We start from the raw sequence: 15648 nt of genomic DNA on the forward strand, positions 1-15648 counted from the left end.
TGTGCGCGGCGAGACGGCCGAGCAGATGCCCTCGGTGACCCCGGCGGACGTGACGCTGTCCGACCCGGAGGTGCTGGTCATGCACGCGGCGGTGCCCGAGCGGAAGCGTCTGCGCGAAGAAGCGGCGCAGCTCGGCGGTGCGTCGACGCTGCTGCACTACCGCGACGACGGCGATGCCGGCATCGATATCACCAAGGCGCACCCGGGCAGCCTGCCCCAGTTCATCACGGGGCGGCCGACGCTCCTGTCCAACATGTTCCGCGACGAGGTCGCCCTGCGCACCGCGCGGTTGGCCGCCGAACGCATCACCTCGAAGGACGTCGAGCTGCGCACCGCGCGCGGGCTCGACACCGTGCACCTGGCCATCGGCATGGCATCGTGGCGCATCGGCAGCACGAGCTGCATGGCCCCCGTGCTGCTGCGCCCCCTGACGATCCGCCGGCACCACACCGATTTCGACCTGCGCCTCCACGGCTTGTTCCGCGTCAACCCCGAACTCGTCACCGCCGCGCGCCTCCATTTCGGTGTCGACCTCGACGGCGACGCACTGGCGGCCCTCGCTTACGACGGCGGGGTGTTCCAGCCGCAGCCGGTCATCGATCGCCTCCGCGCCCTCACGGCGCAGGTCCCCACCTTCACGGTTCAGCCGCGACTGATCGTCTCGACCTTCGCCGACGTCGCCTCCGACATGGAACGGGATGCCGTCGACCTCGACCATCCCGTCCTCAACGCACTCGCCGGCCACCCCGCCGACCGCGAGCGCCTGTCGTTCGTCCGGCCGCAGCCCGCGTCGATCGGTCTCGACGACCGCACGCCCGCCGCCGACCGGCTGCTCCTCGACGCGGATGCCGAGCAGGAGGCTGTCCTCGCTCGGATCACGGAGGGGCAGTCGCTCGCCGTCCACACGCTCCCCGGCACGGGCGGTACGCAGACGGTCATCAACGCCGTCGGCGAACTCGTCCGCTCGGGCAAGCGCGTCCTCGTCGTCAGCGCGCGCCGCTCGACCCTCGATGGGGTGCGGCACCGCCTGACCGGTATCGGACTGCAGGGTCTCGCCGTCTCACCCACGCGTCTTCACCGCGACCTCGTTCGCGCGATCGGTCGCAACGAGAAGGCCGAGCAGCCCAAGGTCGCCGAAGTCGACGACGCGCTCGTGCGCCTGCGCTCGGTCCTCCGCGACTACCGCGCCGCGCTGACGCAGCGTCACGCCTCGGTCGGCGTCTCGCCGCTCGAAGCACTCCGTGAACTGACGCGCATCGGCGAGCACGAGCCGCAGCCCTCCGCGACGACCCGTTTCGACCTCGCCACCGTCCAGCGGCTCGCCACCCGTCGCGTCGAGGCGGCCGAGGCTCTCGCGGCATCCGCTCGGCTCGGCGAGTTCCGCATCGGACCCGACGACTCACCCTGGTACGGGGTCGCGTTCTCGACCACGGAAGAGGCGCGCGCCGCGCACGCCCTCGCCGGTCGACTGCACCGGACCGAGGTGCCCGGGCTCCTGGAGCGCGGGTACGAACTCATCGGGCAGACCCGGATGCGGCCGTTCACGACGATCGCCGAGATGGGCACGTACGTCCAGCTGCTGCAGGGCATCCGCGCGTCTCTCGACCGCTTCAGCCCCACGGTCTTCGAGCGGCCCCTCACCGACCTCATCGCCGCCCACTCGTCGCGTCGCGACTCGGCACAGATGACCCCCGCGAACCGGCGCCGGCTGCGTCGCCTGTCGAAGGAGTACGTGCGTCCCGGCATGCACGTCACCGACATGCACGAGGCGCTGATGCGGGTCCAGAATCAGCGTGCGCAGTGGCAGCAGCTCGTCGACGCGGGCGTGACGCCCGAGATCCCGATCGGGCTCGACGACGTCGCCTCCGCCTGGCAGCGCGTGAACGCCGATCTCGCCGACCTCGACCGCGCGCTCGGGCGGACGGAGGGGCTCGCGTCGCTGCCCGTCCCGCAGCTGCTCCGGACGCTCGCCGGGCTCGCCGCGGCATCCGACGTCTTCGACAACCTTGTCGAACGTGCGGCCCTGCGGAGCGAACTCGCCCAGCTGGGGCTCGAGCCGCTGCTCATGGAACTCTCGACGCGTCACGTGCCCGAATCCGAGGTCGCGAGCGAGTTCGAGTACGCCTGGTGGCGCTCCGCCCTCGAGGCGATGCTGCGGTCGGACCGCGCCCTCCTCGGCGCGAACACGCAGGTGCTGGACAGACTCGAGCGCGACTTCCGTCTCGTCGACGAAGCCCACGCGTCGTCGTCCGGACCGCTCCTGTCGTCGGAGCTCGCCAAGCGCTGGCGCATCGCGATCGTCGACGAACCGCGCGAGGCCGCATCGCTGAAGGCGGCGCTGCGCGGCGGGACCGCGTCGGCGGACGAGCTCGTCGCGGCGGCCCCGACCCTCATGCGGGTGCTCGCTCCGGTGTGGCTCGCCTCGCCGTACGAAGTGCCGCACGTGCCCGACCATCCCGACTTCGACGTCGTCATCATCGCGGATGCCGCGGCTCTCTGCCTCGCCGAGGCGACGCCCGCGCTGCGACGCGCACGCCAGATCGTCGTCTTCGGCGATCCGGTCACGCAGAAGCCGACTCCGTTCCGACTCTGGTCGGGTCGCGGCGAGGAGTTCGAGGCGCCCGAGGTGCCCTTCGACGACCGGAGCGTGTTCGACCGACTGAGCGAGCTCCTCCCCGTCGAGACACTCACCCGCAGCTACCGCGCGGGTGGAGAGGATCTCGCCGAGCTCGTCAACGACGCCTTCTACGGGGGAGCGATCAGCTCGCTGCCGTGGGCCGGTTCGTACCTCGGCCGCGGCAGCCTGAGCGTCGACTACGTCGAGGGCGGCACGGGCGCGCCGGATCCCGATACGGGAGCGGTGGAGAGTCCGGATGCCGAGGTCGCCCGCGTCGTGACCCTCGTCGTCGAACATGCGATCAATCGCCCGGCCGAGTCGCTCATGGTGGTGACCGCGTCGGCGCGCCACGCCGATCGCATCCGCGCCGCCGTCGCGAGTGCCTTCGCGGGACGCTCCGACGTCACGGACTTCGTGGGTCGCGAGACGGCCGAACCGTTCGCCGTGCTCGGCCTCGAGGAGTCCGTCGCCGAGAGCCGCGACCGCGTCATCTTCTCGCTCGGCTTCGGGCTCACGAAGCACGGGCGCGTCCTCAGCGACTTCGGCGACCTGTCGACCCCCGACGGTGAGCGGCTGCTGACGGTCGGGATGACGCGCGCCCGCCGGTCCATGGTCATCGTCTCGTCGATCCGTCCCTCCGCGTTCGACGAGGGACGCCTCACGCACGGCGCCGCGACGCTCATGTCGATCCTCGGGCGCATCGCCGCGCGCGGCCGCGACGCTCGCCTCGAGGACCTCGCCGACCCCCTCACGCTGACGCTCGCCCAGCACCTGCGAAGCCTCGGGGTCTCGGTCGACGTGCACTACCGCGGTGGTCAGCTGCCCCTCGTCGCCCAATACAAGGGCAAGGCCGTCGTGGCCGACCTCGACCCCGAGAGCACGCACGACAGCCTCCGCGAGACACTCCGTCGCCGTCCCCAGCTGCTGCGTCGCCTCGGGTGGCACTACGTTCGCGTGCACGCCTTCGAGGTCTACAACGACCCCGCCGCCGTCGCTCTGCGCATCGCCGGTGTCATCGGCGTGCAGCCCGAGACGCCGTCGGCCCCCGGTTCCACCCAGCCGATCGATGTCGACTGAGCGCCAGCGCGTCGAGCGGGTCCCGGGCTCCCGGCGCGCGAAGCTGACGCCTGCGCCCGGGACGGACACGACCCCCGAGACGACGAACGGGCCGGACGCGGGGGAACCCCCGGCATCCGGCCCGAACGATGATCGCCTGCGGAACGACGTCCCGCCGCACTACTGACGCGTCAGATCGACGGCGACGGCGGCTCGGCCGACCGGCGGGTCGCCGGCGCGGGTGCACTGCCCTGCTGCTCGAGCAGGTCGCGGATCTGGATCAGCAGCTCGGCTTCCGTGGGGAGCTTCGCCGCCTCCTCGACAACGCCCGCCTTCGCGGCCTGGCGTTCCTTCCACTTGTTCATTGGGACGACGAACACGAGGTACACGACAAGCGCGACGGCGAAGAAGCTGATGACAGCAGTGAGCAGGCCGCCGAGAGGAAAGGTCACTTCATCGCCATGGAGACCGACGAAAGTCGGGCCGATCGCTCCCGTCTTCTCGTCGGGCTTGTAGACGAGGGCGATGAGCGGATTGATGATGCTGGTCACGATCGCCGTCACGAGCGCCGTGAAGGCACCGCCGATGACGACAGCGACTGCCAGGTCGATGACGTTGCCGCGCATGATGAAGTCTTTGAAGCCTTTGATCACGGCTACTCCTTCCGATGCCGGCTTGCGGCCGGGTGTTACGAACCCGCGGGGGCGGGCGAAGCGGACGCTCCGGATGATGTCGATGATGTCGAAGAAGACGAGCTCTCGCCAGAGGGCTTCGACCCGCTCGACGAACGCGAGTCCGTGCGGTAGAAGCCCGAGCCGTTGAAGGTGACGCCGATCGAGCCGTACTGCTTGCGGAGTGCGCCGCCGCATTCGGGGCATTCGGTGAGGGCGGCGTCGGAGAACGACTGGACGGCGTCGAAGCGGTGGCCGCACGAAGTGCAGGCATAGGCATAGGTGGGCATGAGACCTCGGTGGATCAGCGGGTGGGAAGGAGGACGGTGCGGGTCGGTGTCACGACACCCGAGACGGGCTGGTCGTGCACCTCGCGGGGGACGGAGTCGATGAGCTCCGAGTCGAAGATGACGGCGTAGACGGGCGGGCACTTCTCCATCGAGCCGATGGTCTTGTCGAAGTAGCCGCGTCCCCAGCCGAGCCGCATCCCGGTCGTGTCGACGGCGGCCGCGGGGATGACGAGCAGGTCGACGTCGTTGACGGCGACGGGGCTGAGGAGTTCGCCGACGGGTTCGGGGAGCCCGAACATGCCCTCGGCGGTGTCGCCCTCCTCTTCGGCGACGGCCCAGTCCAGCAGACCATCTGCACGGGTGACGGGAAGGAGGACCCGGATGCCGCGCGCCACCGCCGCGGCGATGAACTCGCGCGTGCCCGGCTCGGTCGGGGTCGAGAGGAAGCAGGACATGGAGCGGACACCGTGCTCGGTCACGAGGGCGTCGAGCTGGGCACGGATCCCGGCTGCGGCCTCCTCGAGGGAGGCGGCGGAGCGCTGCTGCCGGCGTTCGCGGAGCTCGGCGCGAAGGGCGCGCTTCTCGGTGTCCAACGGGCCGGTCATGGTCCGATTCTAAAGGGACACGCCCGTGCCCCGACGTGTCCTCCGCGAGACGTGCGGCATCTGTAGGGTGAGGGGCATGTCTGCTGAGCGCATCAAGGCCGTCATCCCCGCCGCCGGCCTGGGGACTCGCTTCCTGCCCGCCACGAAAGCCATGCCGAAGGAGATGCTGCCCGTCGTCGACAAGCCGGCGATCCAGTACGTCGTGGAAGAGGCTGTGGCAGCCGGTATTGATGATGTGCTCATCATTCTCGGGCGCAACAAGAACAACATTTCGAACCACTTCGACTCGGTCCCCGAGCTCGAGTCGAACCTCTCCAAGAAGGGCGACCACGAGAAGCTCAAGCGGGTGCAGGACTCGTCCGACATGGCAGACATCCACTTCGTCCGTCAGGGCGAGCCGAAGGGGCTCGGTCACGCCGTCCTCCGGGCACGCTCGCACGTCGGCGACAGCACTTTCGCCGTGCTCCTGGGTGACGACCTCATCGACGCGCGTGACGTCCTGCTCGAGAAGATGCTCGAGCAGAACAAGAAGACAGGCCTGACCGTGATCGCGCTGATGGAGGTCTCGCCCGACCAGATCCACATGTACGGCGCGGCAGCCGTCGAGGAGACCGGTGAGACCGACGTGGTCAAGGTCACGGGCCTCGTCGAAAAGCCGAAGAAGGAGGACGCTCCCTCCAACTACGCGATCATCGGCCGATACGTGCTGACGCCCGGCGTGTTCGACATCCTCGAGCGCACCGAGCCGGGCAAGGGCGGCGAGATCCAGCTGACCGATGCACTGCAGGAGCTCGCCTCGACCGAGGGCGTCCTCGGCGTCGTCTTCCGCGGTCGGCGCTACGACACCGGTGACCGCGCCGACTACATCAAGGCCATCGTGCAGCTCGCCGTCGACCGCGACGACCTGGGGGCGGAGCTTCGCCCGTGGCTGAAGGATTTCGCCTCGGGCCTCTGAGCCCGGCGGGTCGCTGATGGGCATGGAGGGCCCGGTCGTGCGCGCGCACGGTCCGATCTCGATCCGGCTCGTGCGTCCCCGCGATGCGAAGCCGCTGCAGACCGAGCTCGAACAGAACAGGTCGTGGCTGCGGCAGTGGGAGGCGACGAGCCCCGACGGTCCGGTCTCGCTCGACATGCGATCCGGGGTGCGGCGACTGCTGCAGCAGTACCGTGACGGCTCGGGCGTGCCGTTCGTCATGGAGTACGACGGCGAGGTGACCGGTCAGCTGAACGTCTGGGGGATCGCTCGCGGTTCGCTGTCGTCGGCCACCATCGGCTACTGGGTGAGCGAGCGGTTCGCCGGCCGGGGGATCACCCCGACGTCGGTCGCCCTCGCCACCGACGTGTGTTTCGAGGATCTGCGCCTCCACCGCATGGAGATCTGCATCCGACCCGAGAACACGAAGAGCCTCCGCGTCGTCGAGAAGCTCGGTTTCCGGTACGAGGGACTGCGTCGTCGGTACATCCACATCGACGGCGACTGGCGCGACCATTACGCGTTCGCGCTCGTCCGTGAAGAGGTCCGCGAGGGCGTCCTGAACCGGTGGCTGGCCGGGCGGGCGCCGGCGGATGCGGCATCCATCCCGCCCTCGGACCGTTAACCCTCAACCAAAGGTTCAGACACGCCCAGCGGATGCCGGGCCGCACCGCTTCGGGAACATACGGTGAGCGACATGGGTGAGCAGGTGATGGGTGGCGGGGTGATCGTCCTCGTCGCTGTCCTCTTGTGGCTGTTGTACCTTCTGCCGTCGTGGCACAGCCGTCATCAATACCAGGCCGCGGAGCGGAACGCGGTCCGGCTCAACCAGGCGCTGCGCGTCCTCGCCGAGACCAGCGAGACCCCTGGTGAGGTCCGCCTCGAGCTGAACGCGCGCACCGCCCTCGCCCAGCAGAAGCTCGCACGCCGCGTGCAGGCGGAGAAGGAGAGCGTCGGCCTCGAAGCCGCGCGCGCCGAACTCGCTGCCGCGAAGGCGCAGGCCGCCATCGACCGCGAACTCGCCAAGGCCGAGCGGCGTCAGGCTGCCGCCGACGCCGCGGCCCGGCGCGAGAAGGCGCGAGCGGATGCCGCACTCGCCCGCGAGCGCGCGATCGCCGGGGCCGCCGCCGCCCGCGCCACTCCCGCCGTCCGCCGTGCACGGACGCGTCGCCGGGTGCGCCTCACCGCTTCCGTCGTCGGTGTGCTGGCTCTCGGCGTCACCGGTTTCGGTGGCTACCTCGGCGCCATCGGCGCCGGCTGGACTCTGCTCGTTGCGGGCGGAGCCGTCGCCCTCTCGAGCCTGCTCGTACTCGGCCGGATGAACACGGTCGCGCGACGCGCGGCATCCCGTTCGATCGAGATCGAGGTCGTCCGCGAGGCGATCGCACTCCAGGACGTCGTGCTCGAGTCGGACCGTGTCGAATGGACGCCGCGCACGCTGCCGCGTCCGCTCACCGCGTCGGCCGGGTCGCGCGCAGCGGCCGTGCTCGACGCCTCGGACGCCCGCGATGCGCTCCGCCAGGCGGCCGTCGAAGAGGCTCTCCGCGAGCGCGTGGCACAGGCCGCGCCGCCGTCGATCGACACCGCCCGTCGCACCCGTGCCGCCGAGGTCGCCTTCGCCGGACCGGCTGATGACGAGCGCATCGAAGCGCACGTGCGCGACCTCCTCGCACGCCGCGCATCGGGCCAGTAGGAGCCCGCCTCGCGTTCGAGCGGCCCGATCGGTCGTGGTAATGTTGAGGCTTCCGGGCCTGTGGCGCAGTTGGTAGCGCGCTTCGTTCGCAATGAAGAGGTCAGGGGTTCGAATCCCCTCAGGTCCACCACCGGAAAGACCCCCGTTCGCGGGGGTCTTTCGCCGTTATCGGGGGAGTGCGACTGCGGCGCGCGCGTCGTCGAGCTCGGTCGCACGGCGCTCCGGCGACCAATCGAGCTCGGTGCCTGCGACATCCGCCGCCGCCGACAGGACCTCGTCGCCGGGGTCGCCGCGGCGGCCGATGCCGGTGCGGTTCAGCAGGATGTCGGTGAGGTGCACGGCGGCCTCGTGTCGGGCCGCGAACGCGACACCGGCGAGCAGTTCACCGTCATCCGTCGCCTCGCGTGAGAGGACGTCGGACTCGGATGCCACGGCCCGGAGGGCACCGGCATCCGATCCGTACAGCCGGTCGATCAGGTCGGCCGTCCCCGTGTCGGCGAGGTCCGCGCCGTCGAGCGGCACGTCGGCGGTGCGGCTCGGCGCGGCGACGCGGCCGATCGATCGTGCGAGCGCGGGGACGACCTTCTCGGCGAACGCGCGCGCCGTCGTGTACTTGCCGCCGGTCGCGGTGACGATGCCGGGGACGCCGTCCTTGGCGTGGTCGACGAGCTCTGACGCGCGCGAGGCGCGGTAGGTGTCGGTCCCGCTCGTCTCGGTGAGCGGCCGGAGGCCGCCGTACGCGGCGACGACGTCCGACATCGACAGTTCCACCGGCAGGCGACCTGCGGCGTTGATCTCGCTGAGGAAGCGTTCGATCGATTCCCGCGTCAGCCGCCAGTCCGAGACATCGCCGGTGTAGGGCGTCTCGGTCGGACCGATGAGCGTCCGCCCGCGCCACGGTGCGAAGCTGAAGTGACCGCCCGACGACACGGTCAGCACCATGGTCTCGGTGATCGGCCTCGTGATCAGGTAGATGCCCTCTGACCGCACTTCGGGGCGGGGGCCGGCAGCGCGCTGCAGCAGGCCCTCGGCGGCGAGCACGTCGTACGCCCACGGTCCGCTCGCGTTCACCGTCACGCGGGCCCGCACCTCGTGTGCCGTGCCGGTCACGAGGTCGGTCACGCGGGCCCCGCGAACGCGTCCGGCCGCGGAGATCAGGCCATCGGCCTGCACGTGGTTCGCGACCCTTGCGCCATGCGCGACGGCGGACCGCACGAATGCGAACGTCAACCGTTCGGGCGAGAGCATCATCGCGTCGTGGAAGAGGATCCCGTGCTCGAGATGCCCCAGCCCGCGCAGGCGCAGCTCTTCGCGGCTCAGGCTCCGATGACGGGGGATGCGGTGGCTCGCCGGTACGCGGTTGCGATCGAACGACAGCACGTCGTACGCCGTGAGGCCGACGTGCTCGATGAGCCCCGGGTCGGGGAGGACCATCGCGATGGGGGAGACGAGCCCCGGAGCGATGCGCGACAGGGTGCGCCGCTCGGCGAGGGACTCACGGACGAGACCCACTTCGAGGTTCTTCAGGTAGCGGAGACCGCCGTGGATGAGCTTTCCCGTCGCGGCCGAGGTCGCGGCGCCGAAGTCGCCCTTCTCGACGAGCGCGACCGACAGCCCGCGACTCGCGGCCTCGTAGGCGATCGCCGCTCCGGTGATGCCGCCGCCGACGACGAGGACGTCGACGACCTCACCCTCGGCGGGCAGGGAACGCCGGACCGTCGTCGTCATCGGGCGATCACCGACCGGATGCCGCGCAGGAGGCGCTCTCGCTCGCTCGGGATGTCGAGCATTCCCAGCCGCAGCACCCGCGCGGCCGTCGCCCACCGGTCGAGGCGCGCCGTCGTCATTCCCGTCACGTCGAGGTACTCCTTCAGGTACATGCGTCCCATCGCCCCGCGCGCCGCCCCGTAGACGAGCAGCTGCGCCCTGGTCGCCCCCGGGAACAGCTCGGCCTCGGTGAACAGCAGCCGGGTCATCGCGACGTCGGCCGCGGGATCACCGCAGGCGGTGGACTGCCAGTCGATCGTCGCGATGCCGCCGCCGTGTCGGAACACGTTCATCGGGTGGAAGTCGAGGTGCAGGACGCTCTCGCCGCCGGGGAGCGACGCGAGGTGATCGAGGAGCGCTAAGCGCTCGCGCGCGGTGAGACCGGCGAAGGGCGCAGTCCCGACGAGGTCCGCCGCGACGTCGCGCACGTCGGGGAAGCGGTCGCTCGCGACCCGGTGGATGCGCGCGTGCTCCTGCGCCAGCGCGCGGGCGACGCGCCCCATTCGCAACGGGCTCTTCTCGGCGACGGTGGTCAGGGCGACCCCCTCGATGCGGTCGAAGACGACCGCGCGCCGGCCGTCGGCATCCGCTCTGCCGTGGCAGCGGATGGGGGTGAGGCCGAGGTCGAACGCGGCCGTGGCGTCCTCGACCTCGCGGCCGATCGCCTCATCGGGCCAGTCGTCGTGGAAGACCTTCACGACGGTGGCCGTCGTCAGGGAGTGGACGTCAGCGGAACGTCCGTGCGCCACGAGCTCGCCGACCGCGGTCACGCCGACACCGGCTTCGTGGTTCCGTACCCGAGGCGCATCGCGTGCGCGACGACCTCCTGCTGCTGTGCGGGGTCGAGTGCCCGCGGCGTGCCGACGCTCGCGGCGCGCAGGTAGAGCTCCGCGAGCCACTCGACCAGCAGCGCGTTCTCGACGGCGGCCGTGAGGTCGGCGCCGAGCGCGACCGTGCCGTGGTTCGCCATGAGAGCTGCGAGACGGCCGTCGAGGGCCGCGCCGACGGCGGCGGCCAGGTCGGGCGTCCCGAACGCGTGGAACGGGGCGACGCGGAGGGATCCTCCCAGGACGAGTTGCTGGTAGTGCACGACCGGCAGCTCGTCCAGGACGAGCGAGAGCGCCGTCGCGTTCGGCGCGTGCGTGTGGACGACCGCCGACACCTTCTCGGCCGGAGCGGCGCGCAGGACCCCGAGATGGAGGGCGAGCTCGGACGTCGGGGCGAGCGTTCCCTCGACCACGGCACCGCCCAGATCGACGACGGTCACGTCATCGGCGGTCGCCTTACCCAGGACGACGCCGGTCGCCGTGACGGCCACGACGTCGCCCGCCCGGGCGCTGACGTTGCCGGCGGTGCCGATGAGCAGGCCGTGACCGGCGAGAGCGCGGGATGCCGCGGCCACAGACGCGCGGAGATCGTGATGGTGCGACGTCATCGTCATGCTGCTAACGTTGCCGCCACCCCTAACCAAAGTCAAGTTTGATTTCATGGACACCACGGACGACACCCCTCAGGACTGGGCCGCCCTCGGCCTGCGCCGGACCCCGACGCAGCAGCGGTCGCGCCAGAAGCTCGCGCAGGCGATCGCCGCCGCCGAGGACATCGTGCTGCGAGAGGGCGTCGACGTCATCACGCTGCCGCGCGTCGCGGCCGAGGCCAGGGTCAGCGTGGGGGCGCTGTACCAGTACCTGCCCGACCGTGAGGCGATCCTCGCCGCCATCGTCTCTCGGTACCACGACCGCCTCGAGCGCCTGCTCGACGACGCGATCGAGCGTCTCCGCAGCGACCCGCGCGGCGAGGACCCCGTCGGCAGCGTGCTCCGTGCCGTCGTCGCCGTCTACCAGGACGAGCAGTCCGCCAGGTCGCTCGGCACGGTCGCGATCTCCGCCGAGGCCGATGCCGCGCGTCGCCGCCACAAGCGGGCGATGGCCGATCGCGTCCACACGCTGCTGCGCGAAGCGGGTGTGCTCGACGGCGTGGACGACGAGCGTGGCGCGGCCGTCGCCCGGGTAGCGTTCGCGTCGGCCGACGCCGTGCTGCACGACGCCTTCGCCGCGCCCGAGCCGGAGCGGGCCGTGCTGCTCGCCGAGCTCGAACGCGCGCTCCGCGCCTCGCTGGGTACCTGAAGAGCGGGGTGCGTGAAGCGCCGGGCACCTCAGCTGCTCAGCCGGCGGTCCGACGCCACGCCGGGACGGCCGCGACGAGCAGGAGCGCGGGCAGGAGGAACGCGATCCCCGAGCCGGTGACGTCGGTGAGCACCCCGACGCCGACCGCCCCGAGGACGGCGCCCGCGTAGTTGAAGAGGTTGACCCGTGCGATGACCTCGTCGCTGCGCGCTGGATCGATGGACCCGGCCAGCCCGAACGCGATGGGGACCAGCGCTCCGACGGCGAGACCGCTCACCGCGAAGGCGATGATCGTGACGACCGGCGAGGGGACCGCGGCCACGACGACCGCACCGGCGACGCCGAGGACGAGGCCGATGGCGAGCAGACGGGCGCGACCGATGCGGCGGACGACGGCATCCGTCACCATCCGCGCGATGAGCACGCCGCCCTGGTAGGCCGCGAGGCCGACGGGGGCGAGCGCGACGGCGGCGCCGATCGACTCGAGGTGGATCGAGCCCCACGAGCTCACCGCCGAGTCGACCGTGTACGCGGCGAGGATGACGAGTCCGACGACGGTGATCGCGCGTCCGTCGAGCCTGGGACCTCGGGGGCCGCTCCATTCCGCGCTCCGCGCCGCGCGCTCGCGGCTGAGCAGACGCGCCCCGAAGGCGACGAACGCGATCTGCAGGGCGGCGGCGGCGACCAGCGCGGCGACCGCGGGCGCCCCGGAGGCGAGGATCCCCGCCATCCCGAGCGCGCCGACGATCGACCCGGCCGTGAGGGTCGCGAAGAAGCGTCCGAGCAGCGGGGTCGCGCGCCCGCGCTGGGCGAGGACGCCCTGCATGTTCGAGGACGCGTCGATCAGCCCCAGCCCCAGGCCGTAGAGCAGCACGGATGCCGCGAGCATCGCGGTTCCCGGCGAGAACGCCGTGGCGACCAGTCCCACCGCCTGCAGCGACAGGCCCACGACGACTCCCCGACGGCTGCTGGCACGCCGGGCGATCGCGTCGGCGACGAGCGAGCCGAGTGCCGCGGCCACGCAGACTCCCAGCAGGATCGCCGCGATGCCCGTGGCATCCAGTCCGGTGCGTTCCTGGAAGGCGGGGAGCGCCGTCACGATGACGGAGTATCCGAGACCCTGCAGGCCGTACACCGCGGCTGTCGCGGCGACGGTGCGGGGTGTCGTCGCGGATGGTGCCGTCGTGGCGGTCACCTCACACCGCCGCGGGGTGGCGCATCCGGAGGGCGGCGAAGGCGTCGGCGGCGATCTCGACCGTGCGGTCGACGTCGGCCTCGGTGACCGCGGCGTTGAGGAAGTGATTGTGGTGCGAGGTGAGGTACGCGCCGCGGCGCACGCACTCGGCGATCCAGTCCTGATGCAGCATGAGCGAGTCCGCCGGATCGGCCACCCGCAGGTAGAAGAGGGCGGGTGCGCCCGAGGCCACGAGCGTGTAACCCGCGTCGGAGGCCGCCTCGGTGAGGCCGTCGGTCAGCCGTCGGCCCAGGCGCTCGAACAGCGCGGGGGCGTCGAGCGCGCGGAGCTTCTTCTGCGTCGCGATGCCGGCCGCGAATGGCACGGCGCTCATCCAGTAGCTGCCCGTGTAGGTGATCGAGCTCACCGCCTCCTTCAAGGACTCGCGGCCGAGGAGCGCCGAGACGTTGTAGCCGTTCGCGAGCGCCTTGCAGAAGCAGATCAGGTCGGCCTCGAAGCCGAAGTAGTGGTCGCTGCCGGCGAGGTCGAGGCGGAAGCCGGCGCGCACGTCGTCGATGATCAGGACGACGCCGTGCTCGTCGCAGAGCTTCCGCACGGCCTGCCAGTACCCGTCGGCGGGAAGCTGGTTGTCGACGAAGTTGCCGTGCATGTACGGCGTCGAGATGAGAGCCGCGACCTGCCCGCGGTTCTCGGAGAGCAGCGCCCGGAGCGCGTCGAGGTCGTTCCACGGCACGTAGAGGTTGTTCGCGACGTCCTCCTCGAGGACGCCGGGGTAGTCGAGCTTCTGCGTCCACGGCGCGACCCCGTGGTAGAACCCCTTCACGAAGACCACCTTCTTGCGCAGCGTCGCGGCGCGGGCGGTCATGATCGCGAGCGTCGTCGTGTCGCCGCCGTTCTTGGCGAACATCGCCCAGTCCGCGCTGGCGACCTGGTCGACCAGCAGCTCGGCGAAGTCGATCATGACGGTCGACGGCAGCGAGACGACGTCCTCCTTCTTCGCCTGCGCCTGAGCGGCGGCGGCGACGTCGGGATCGTTGTAGCCGAGGACGTTCGGCCCGTAGGCGCACATCCAGTCGATGAACTCGTTGCCGTCGAGGTCCCAGAACCGTGTGCCCTCGGCGCGGGCGGCGAACTTCGGGAAGCCCTCGTTCGGAAGGTGCAGTCCCTCGGTGGGACCGAGGTGCCCCGGGATGCCGCCGGGGATCACCCGCTGCGCGCGGCGGAAGGCGGCGAGGCTCTTGTCGAAGGTGTACACGGGGGAGCTCACTTTCCGAGGTAGTGGCCGACGCGGTCGAGGATGCGGCTCGTGTTGTCGACGAGGGGGATGTAGCCGCGGATGGCGATGCGCCCGTCACCGACGCACGCGAGCGCGCTCTCCCGGCCCGCGAGGACGTCGCCGGCGGTCTGCAGGTCTGCGAACCGGAAGACGGCGCGGGGCGCGGCATCCGTCACCGGAACGCGAGACAGCCGGTGCTCCTGCACCCGCAAGCGGTGGCGGAGCGCGTCGCCGACGGTGATGTCGAGGTCGCCGTCGGTCATCTGGCCCGCGCTGAAGCGGCCGGAGCGGTCGCGGTTCGCGACGATCGCGATGGCTCCCACGGCGACCTCGAGGAGCAGCACCCGGTGCGCATCGCTGAAGGCCGGGTCGGCGAGGTCGGCGTCGCTCGGGCGAAGGTATCGGCCGAGCAGGTCGCTGATCGGGGTGAACACCTGCGTGAGGAAGCGGATGCCGGCAGGCCCGGCGATCGGCAGCGGCGACCCCGTGCCGTCGAGCACGGCGTTCAGGTGCGCGGGGGAGCGGAACACGAGGGTCGCTCTCGTCGTGCCGCCATGGTCGCCCGCCGCCGCGCGGATGCCGTCCCGAGCGAAGACGAGGCTCATGGACTCGCCGCCGATCACCCGAGCGGTCAGACGCACCGGCTGCGCCAGTCCGGCGACCAGGCGCGACGCGTCGGGCGCGACCTCGGACAGCTTCGGCAGAGCGCCGAGGACGGCGTGCAGGTTCACGGCCGCGAGGACGCGCTCATCGATCTCCGTCAGCACGGGGACTCCCTTCGGTCGGTGCCCCGAGCGGGGCGGATGCCGCGGCGAACGCGGCGGCGGCGAACGATGCCGTGCGACGCGCGGAATCCGAATCACCGTCCGCCAGCCACGTCGTCGTGATCCCGTCGACGACGACGACGAGGTGGCGGGCGAGGTCGGCGACCGGCTCGGTCCACCGGTTGCCGGTGATCTCGGCCGCGTAGGTCAGCATCTGCTCGGCGGCACGGAAGTACGTCTGCCACTGCGCGCGCATCTGCCCCTGCGGGTCGCGCCGGCGGGCGACGAGGGCCAGCTCGAGCAGGGCGATCTCGTCGGCCGGGTCGTGCTCGAGCATGTCGATGTAGCCCTCGAGGCCCGAGCGGATCGCCGATGCCAGGGACGTCGGGTCGATCGCGCGGGACTCGGCGGCGAAGCGCTCCTGTTCGATGACGGTGTCGATGACGGCCGTCATCAGCTCGTCCTGCGTGCCGAAGATGTAGGTGAACGCGCCGAGCGGCATGCCCGCCTCGGCGGTGATGGCTCGGGTCGTCGCCGCAGCCACGCCCTGCCGGGCGATGACGCGGATGGCGGCGGCGATGAGTTCGCCGCGGCGCTCTTCGGGAGGCATCCGTC

Annotated in this window: 16 protein-coding genes and 1 tRNA gene; 7 read left to right on the forward strand and 10 right to left on the reverse strand. The window is 71.2% G+C overall.

Features of this window, described 5'->3' with window-relative positions:
• The first annotated feature begins 25 nt into the window (after nt 1–25).
• Together H286_RS0102285 and H286_RS15005 are read left to right on the forward strand one after the other, a co-directional pair.
• The gene (locus tag H286_RS0102285) at nt 26–3694 is read left to right on the forward strand and encodes a DEAD/DEAH box helicase (RefSeq protein ID WP_231370902.1); all 3669 of its coding nucleotides are present in this window, start codon (nt 26–28) and stop codon (nt 3692–3694) included.
• Nucleotides 3684–3860, forward strand: a complete 177-nt coding sequence (locus H286_RS15005; RefSeq protein WP_018188481.1) for a hypothetical protein — start codon at nt 3684–3686, stop codon at nt 3858–3860. The genes H286_RS0102285 and H286_RS15005 overlap by 11 nt, the downstream gene beginning before the upstream one ends.
• A 4-nt stretch (nt 3861–3864) precedes the next feature.
• Here H286_RS15005 and mscL read toward each other — a convergent pair whose 3' ends face one another.
• From mscL to H286_RS0102305, 3 genes are read right to left on the reverse strand one after another with little or no spacing between them, the layout of a single operon-like run.
• Entirely contained in the window at nt 3865–4326 is a 462-nt protein-coding gene (gene mscL / locus H286_RS0102295) for a large conductance mechanosensitive channel protein MscL (RefSeq protein ID WP_018188480.1), read from the reverse strand.
• 35 nt (nt 4327–4361) lie between these two features.
• Nucleotides 4362–4634, reverse strand: coding sequence for an FmdB family zinc ribbon protein (locus H286_RS0102300; protein WP_018188479.1), 273 nt, complete (start codon nt 4632–4634; stop codon nt 4362–4364).
• A 14-nt stretch (nt 4635–4648) separates the two neighbouring features.
• Complete coding sequence (locus H286_RS0102305) at nt 4649–5239, reverse strand: 5-formyltetrahydrofolate cyclo-ligase (protein WP_020096955.1); 591 nt, start codon at nt 5237–5239, stop codon at nt 4649–4651.
• A 76-nt stretch (nt 5240–5315) separates the two neighbouring features.
• On the opposite strand from H286_RS0102305, the gene galU reads away from it, so the two are divergent.
• From galU to H286_RS0102325, 4 genes are all read left to right on the forward strand, one after another.
• Entirely contained in the window at nt 5316–6194 is an 879-nt protein-coding gene (galU, locus tag H286_RS0102310) for a UTP--glucose-1-phosphate uridylyltransferase GalU (RefSeq protein WP_018188477.1), read from the forward strand.
• Between the two features lie 22 nt (nt 6195–6216).
• Nucleotides 6217–6837, forward strand: a complete 621-nt coding sequence (locus H286_RS0102315; protein WP_081630844.1) for a GNAT family N-acetyltransferase — start codon at nt 6217–6219, stop codon at nt 6835–6837.
• A gap of 72 nt (nt 6838–6909) precedes the next feature.
• Nucleotides 6910–7905 (forward strand): hypothetical protein, encoded by a 996-nt coding sequence (locus tag H286_RS0102320; RefSeq protein WP_028497364.1) that lies wholly within the window; start codon nt 6910–6912, stop codon nt 7903–7905.
• A 54-nt stretch (nt 7906–7959) separates the two neighbouring features.
• A tRNA-Ala gene (locus tag H286_RS0102325) sits at nt 7960–8035 on the forward strand.
• A gap of 35 nt (nt 8036–8070) precedes the next feature.
• On the opposite strand, the gene H286_RS0102330 is transcribed toward H286_RS0102325, so the two are convergent.
• From H286_RS0102330 to H286_RS0102340, 3 genes are read right to left on the reverse strand one after another with little or no spacing between them, the layout of a single operon-like run.
• The gene (locus tag H286_RS0102330; RefSeq protein WP_020096958.1) at nt 8071–9633 is read right to left on the reverse strand and encodes a glycerol-3-phosphate dehydrogenase/oxidase; all 1563 of its coding nucleotides are present in this window, start codon (nt 9631–9633) and stop codon (nt 8071–8073) included.
• A complete protein-coding gene (locus tag H286_RS0102335) occupies nt 9630–10442 on the reverse strand; it encodes an aminoglycoside phosphotransferase family protein (protein ID WP_020096959.1) in 813 nt (270 codons plus the stop codon). The genes H286_RS0102330 and H286_RS0102335 overlap by 4 nt, the downstream gene beginning before the upstream one ends.
• On the reverse strand, nt 10439–11113 hold the full coding sequence (locus H286_RS0102340; RefSeq protein ID WP_020096960.1) for a class II aldolase/adducin family protein: 675 nt from the start codon (nt 11111–11113) through the stop codon (nt 10439–10441). Before H286_RS0102340 ends, H286_RS0102335 begins: the two co-directional genes overlap by 4 nt.
• Nucleotides 11114–11159: 46 nt before the next feature.
• On the opposite strand from H286_RS0102340, the gene H286_RS0102345 reads away from it, so the two are divergent.
• On the forward strand, nt 11160–11798 hold the full coding sequence (locus tag H286_RS0102345) for a TetR/AcrR family transcriptional regulator (protein WP_020096961.1): 639 nt from the start codon (nt 11160–11162) through the stop codon (nt 11796–11798).
• A gap of 37 nt (nt 11799–11835) precedes the next feature.
• Here H286_RS0102345 and H286_RS0102350 read toward each other — a convergent pair whose 3' ends face one another.
• The 4 genes from H286_RS0102350 to H286_RS0102365 are packed head-to-tail and all read right to left on the reverse strand — an operon-like array spanning nt 11836 to nt 15643.
• On the reverse strand, nt 11836–12993 hold the full coding sequence (locus tag H286_RS0102350) for an MFS transporter (protein ID WP_020096962.1): 1158 nt from the start codon (nt 12991–12993) through the stop codon (nt 11836–11838).
• Nucleotide 12994: 1 nt separating this feature from the next.
• Nucleotides 12995–14260: an aminotransferase class III-fold pyridoxal phosphate-dependent enzyme gene (locus tag H286_RS0102355; protein ID WP_020665414.1), complete on the reverse strand. Its 1266-nt coding sequence runs from the start codon at nt 14258–14260 to the stop codon at nt 12995–12997.
• Nucleotides 14257–15036, reverse strand: a complete 780-nt coding sequence (locus tag H286_RS0102360) for a hypothetical protein (RefSeq protein WP_020096964.1) — start codon at nt 15034–15036, stop codon at nt 14257–14259. Before H286_RS0102360 ends, H286_RS0102355 begins: the two co-directional genes overlap by 4 nt.
• On the reverse strand, nt 15017–15643 hold the full coding sequence (locus H286_RS0102365) for a TetR/AcrR family transcriptional regulator (RefSeq protein ID WP_020096965.1): 627 nt from the start codon (nt 15641–15643) through the stop codon (nt 15017–15019). The genes H286_RS0102360 and H286_RS0102365 overlap by 20 nt, the downstream gene beginning before the upstream one ends.
• Nucleotides 15644–15648 lie beyond the last annotated feature (5 nt).

The sequence above is a fragment of the Microbacterium sp. 11MF genome, assembly GCF_000383475.1.
In the GTDB taxonomy this organism is placed as follows: Bacteria; Actinomycetota; Actinomycetes; order Actinomycetales; family Microbacteriaceae; genus Microbacterium; species Microbacterium aquilitoris.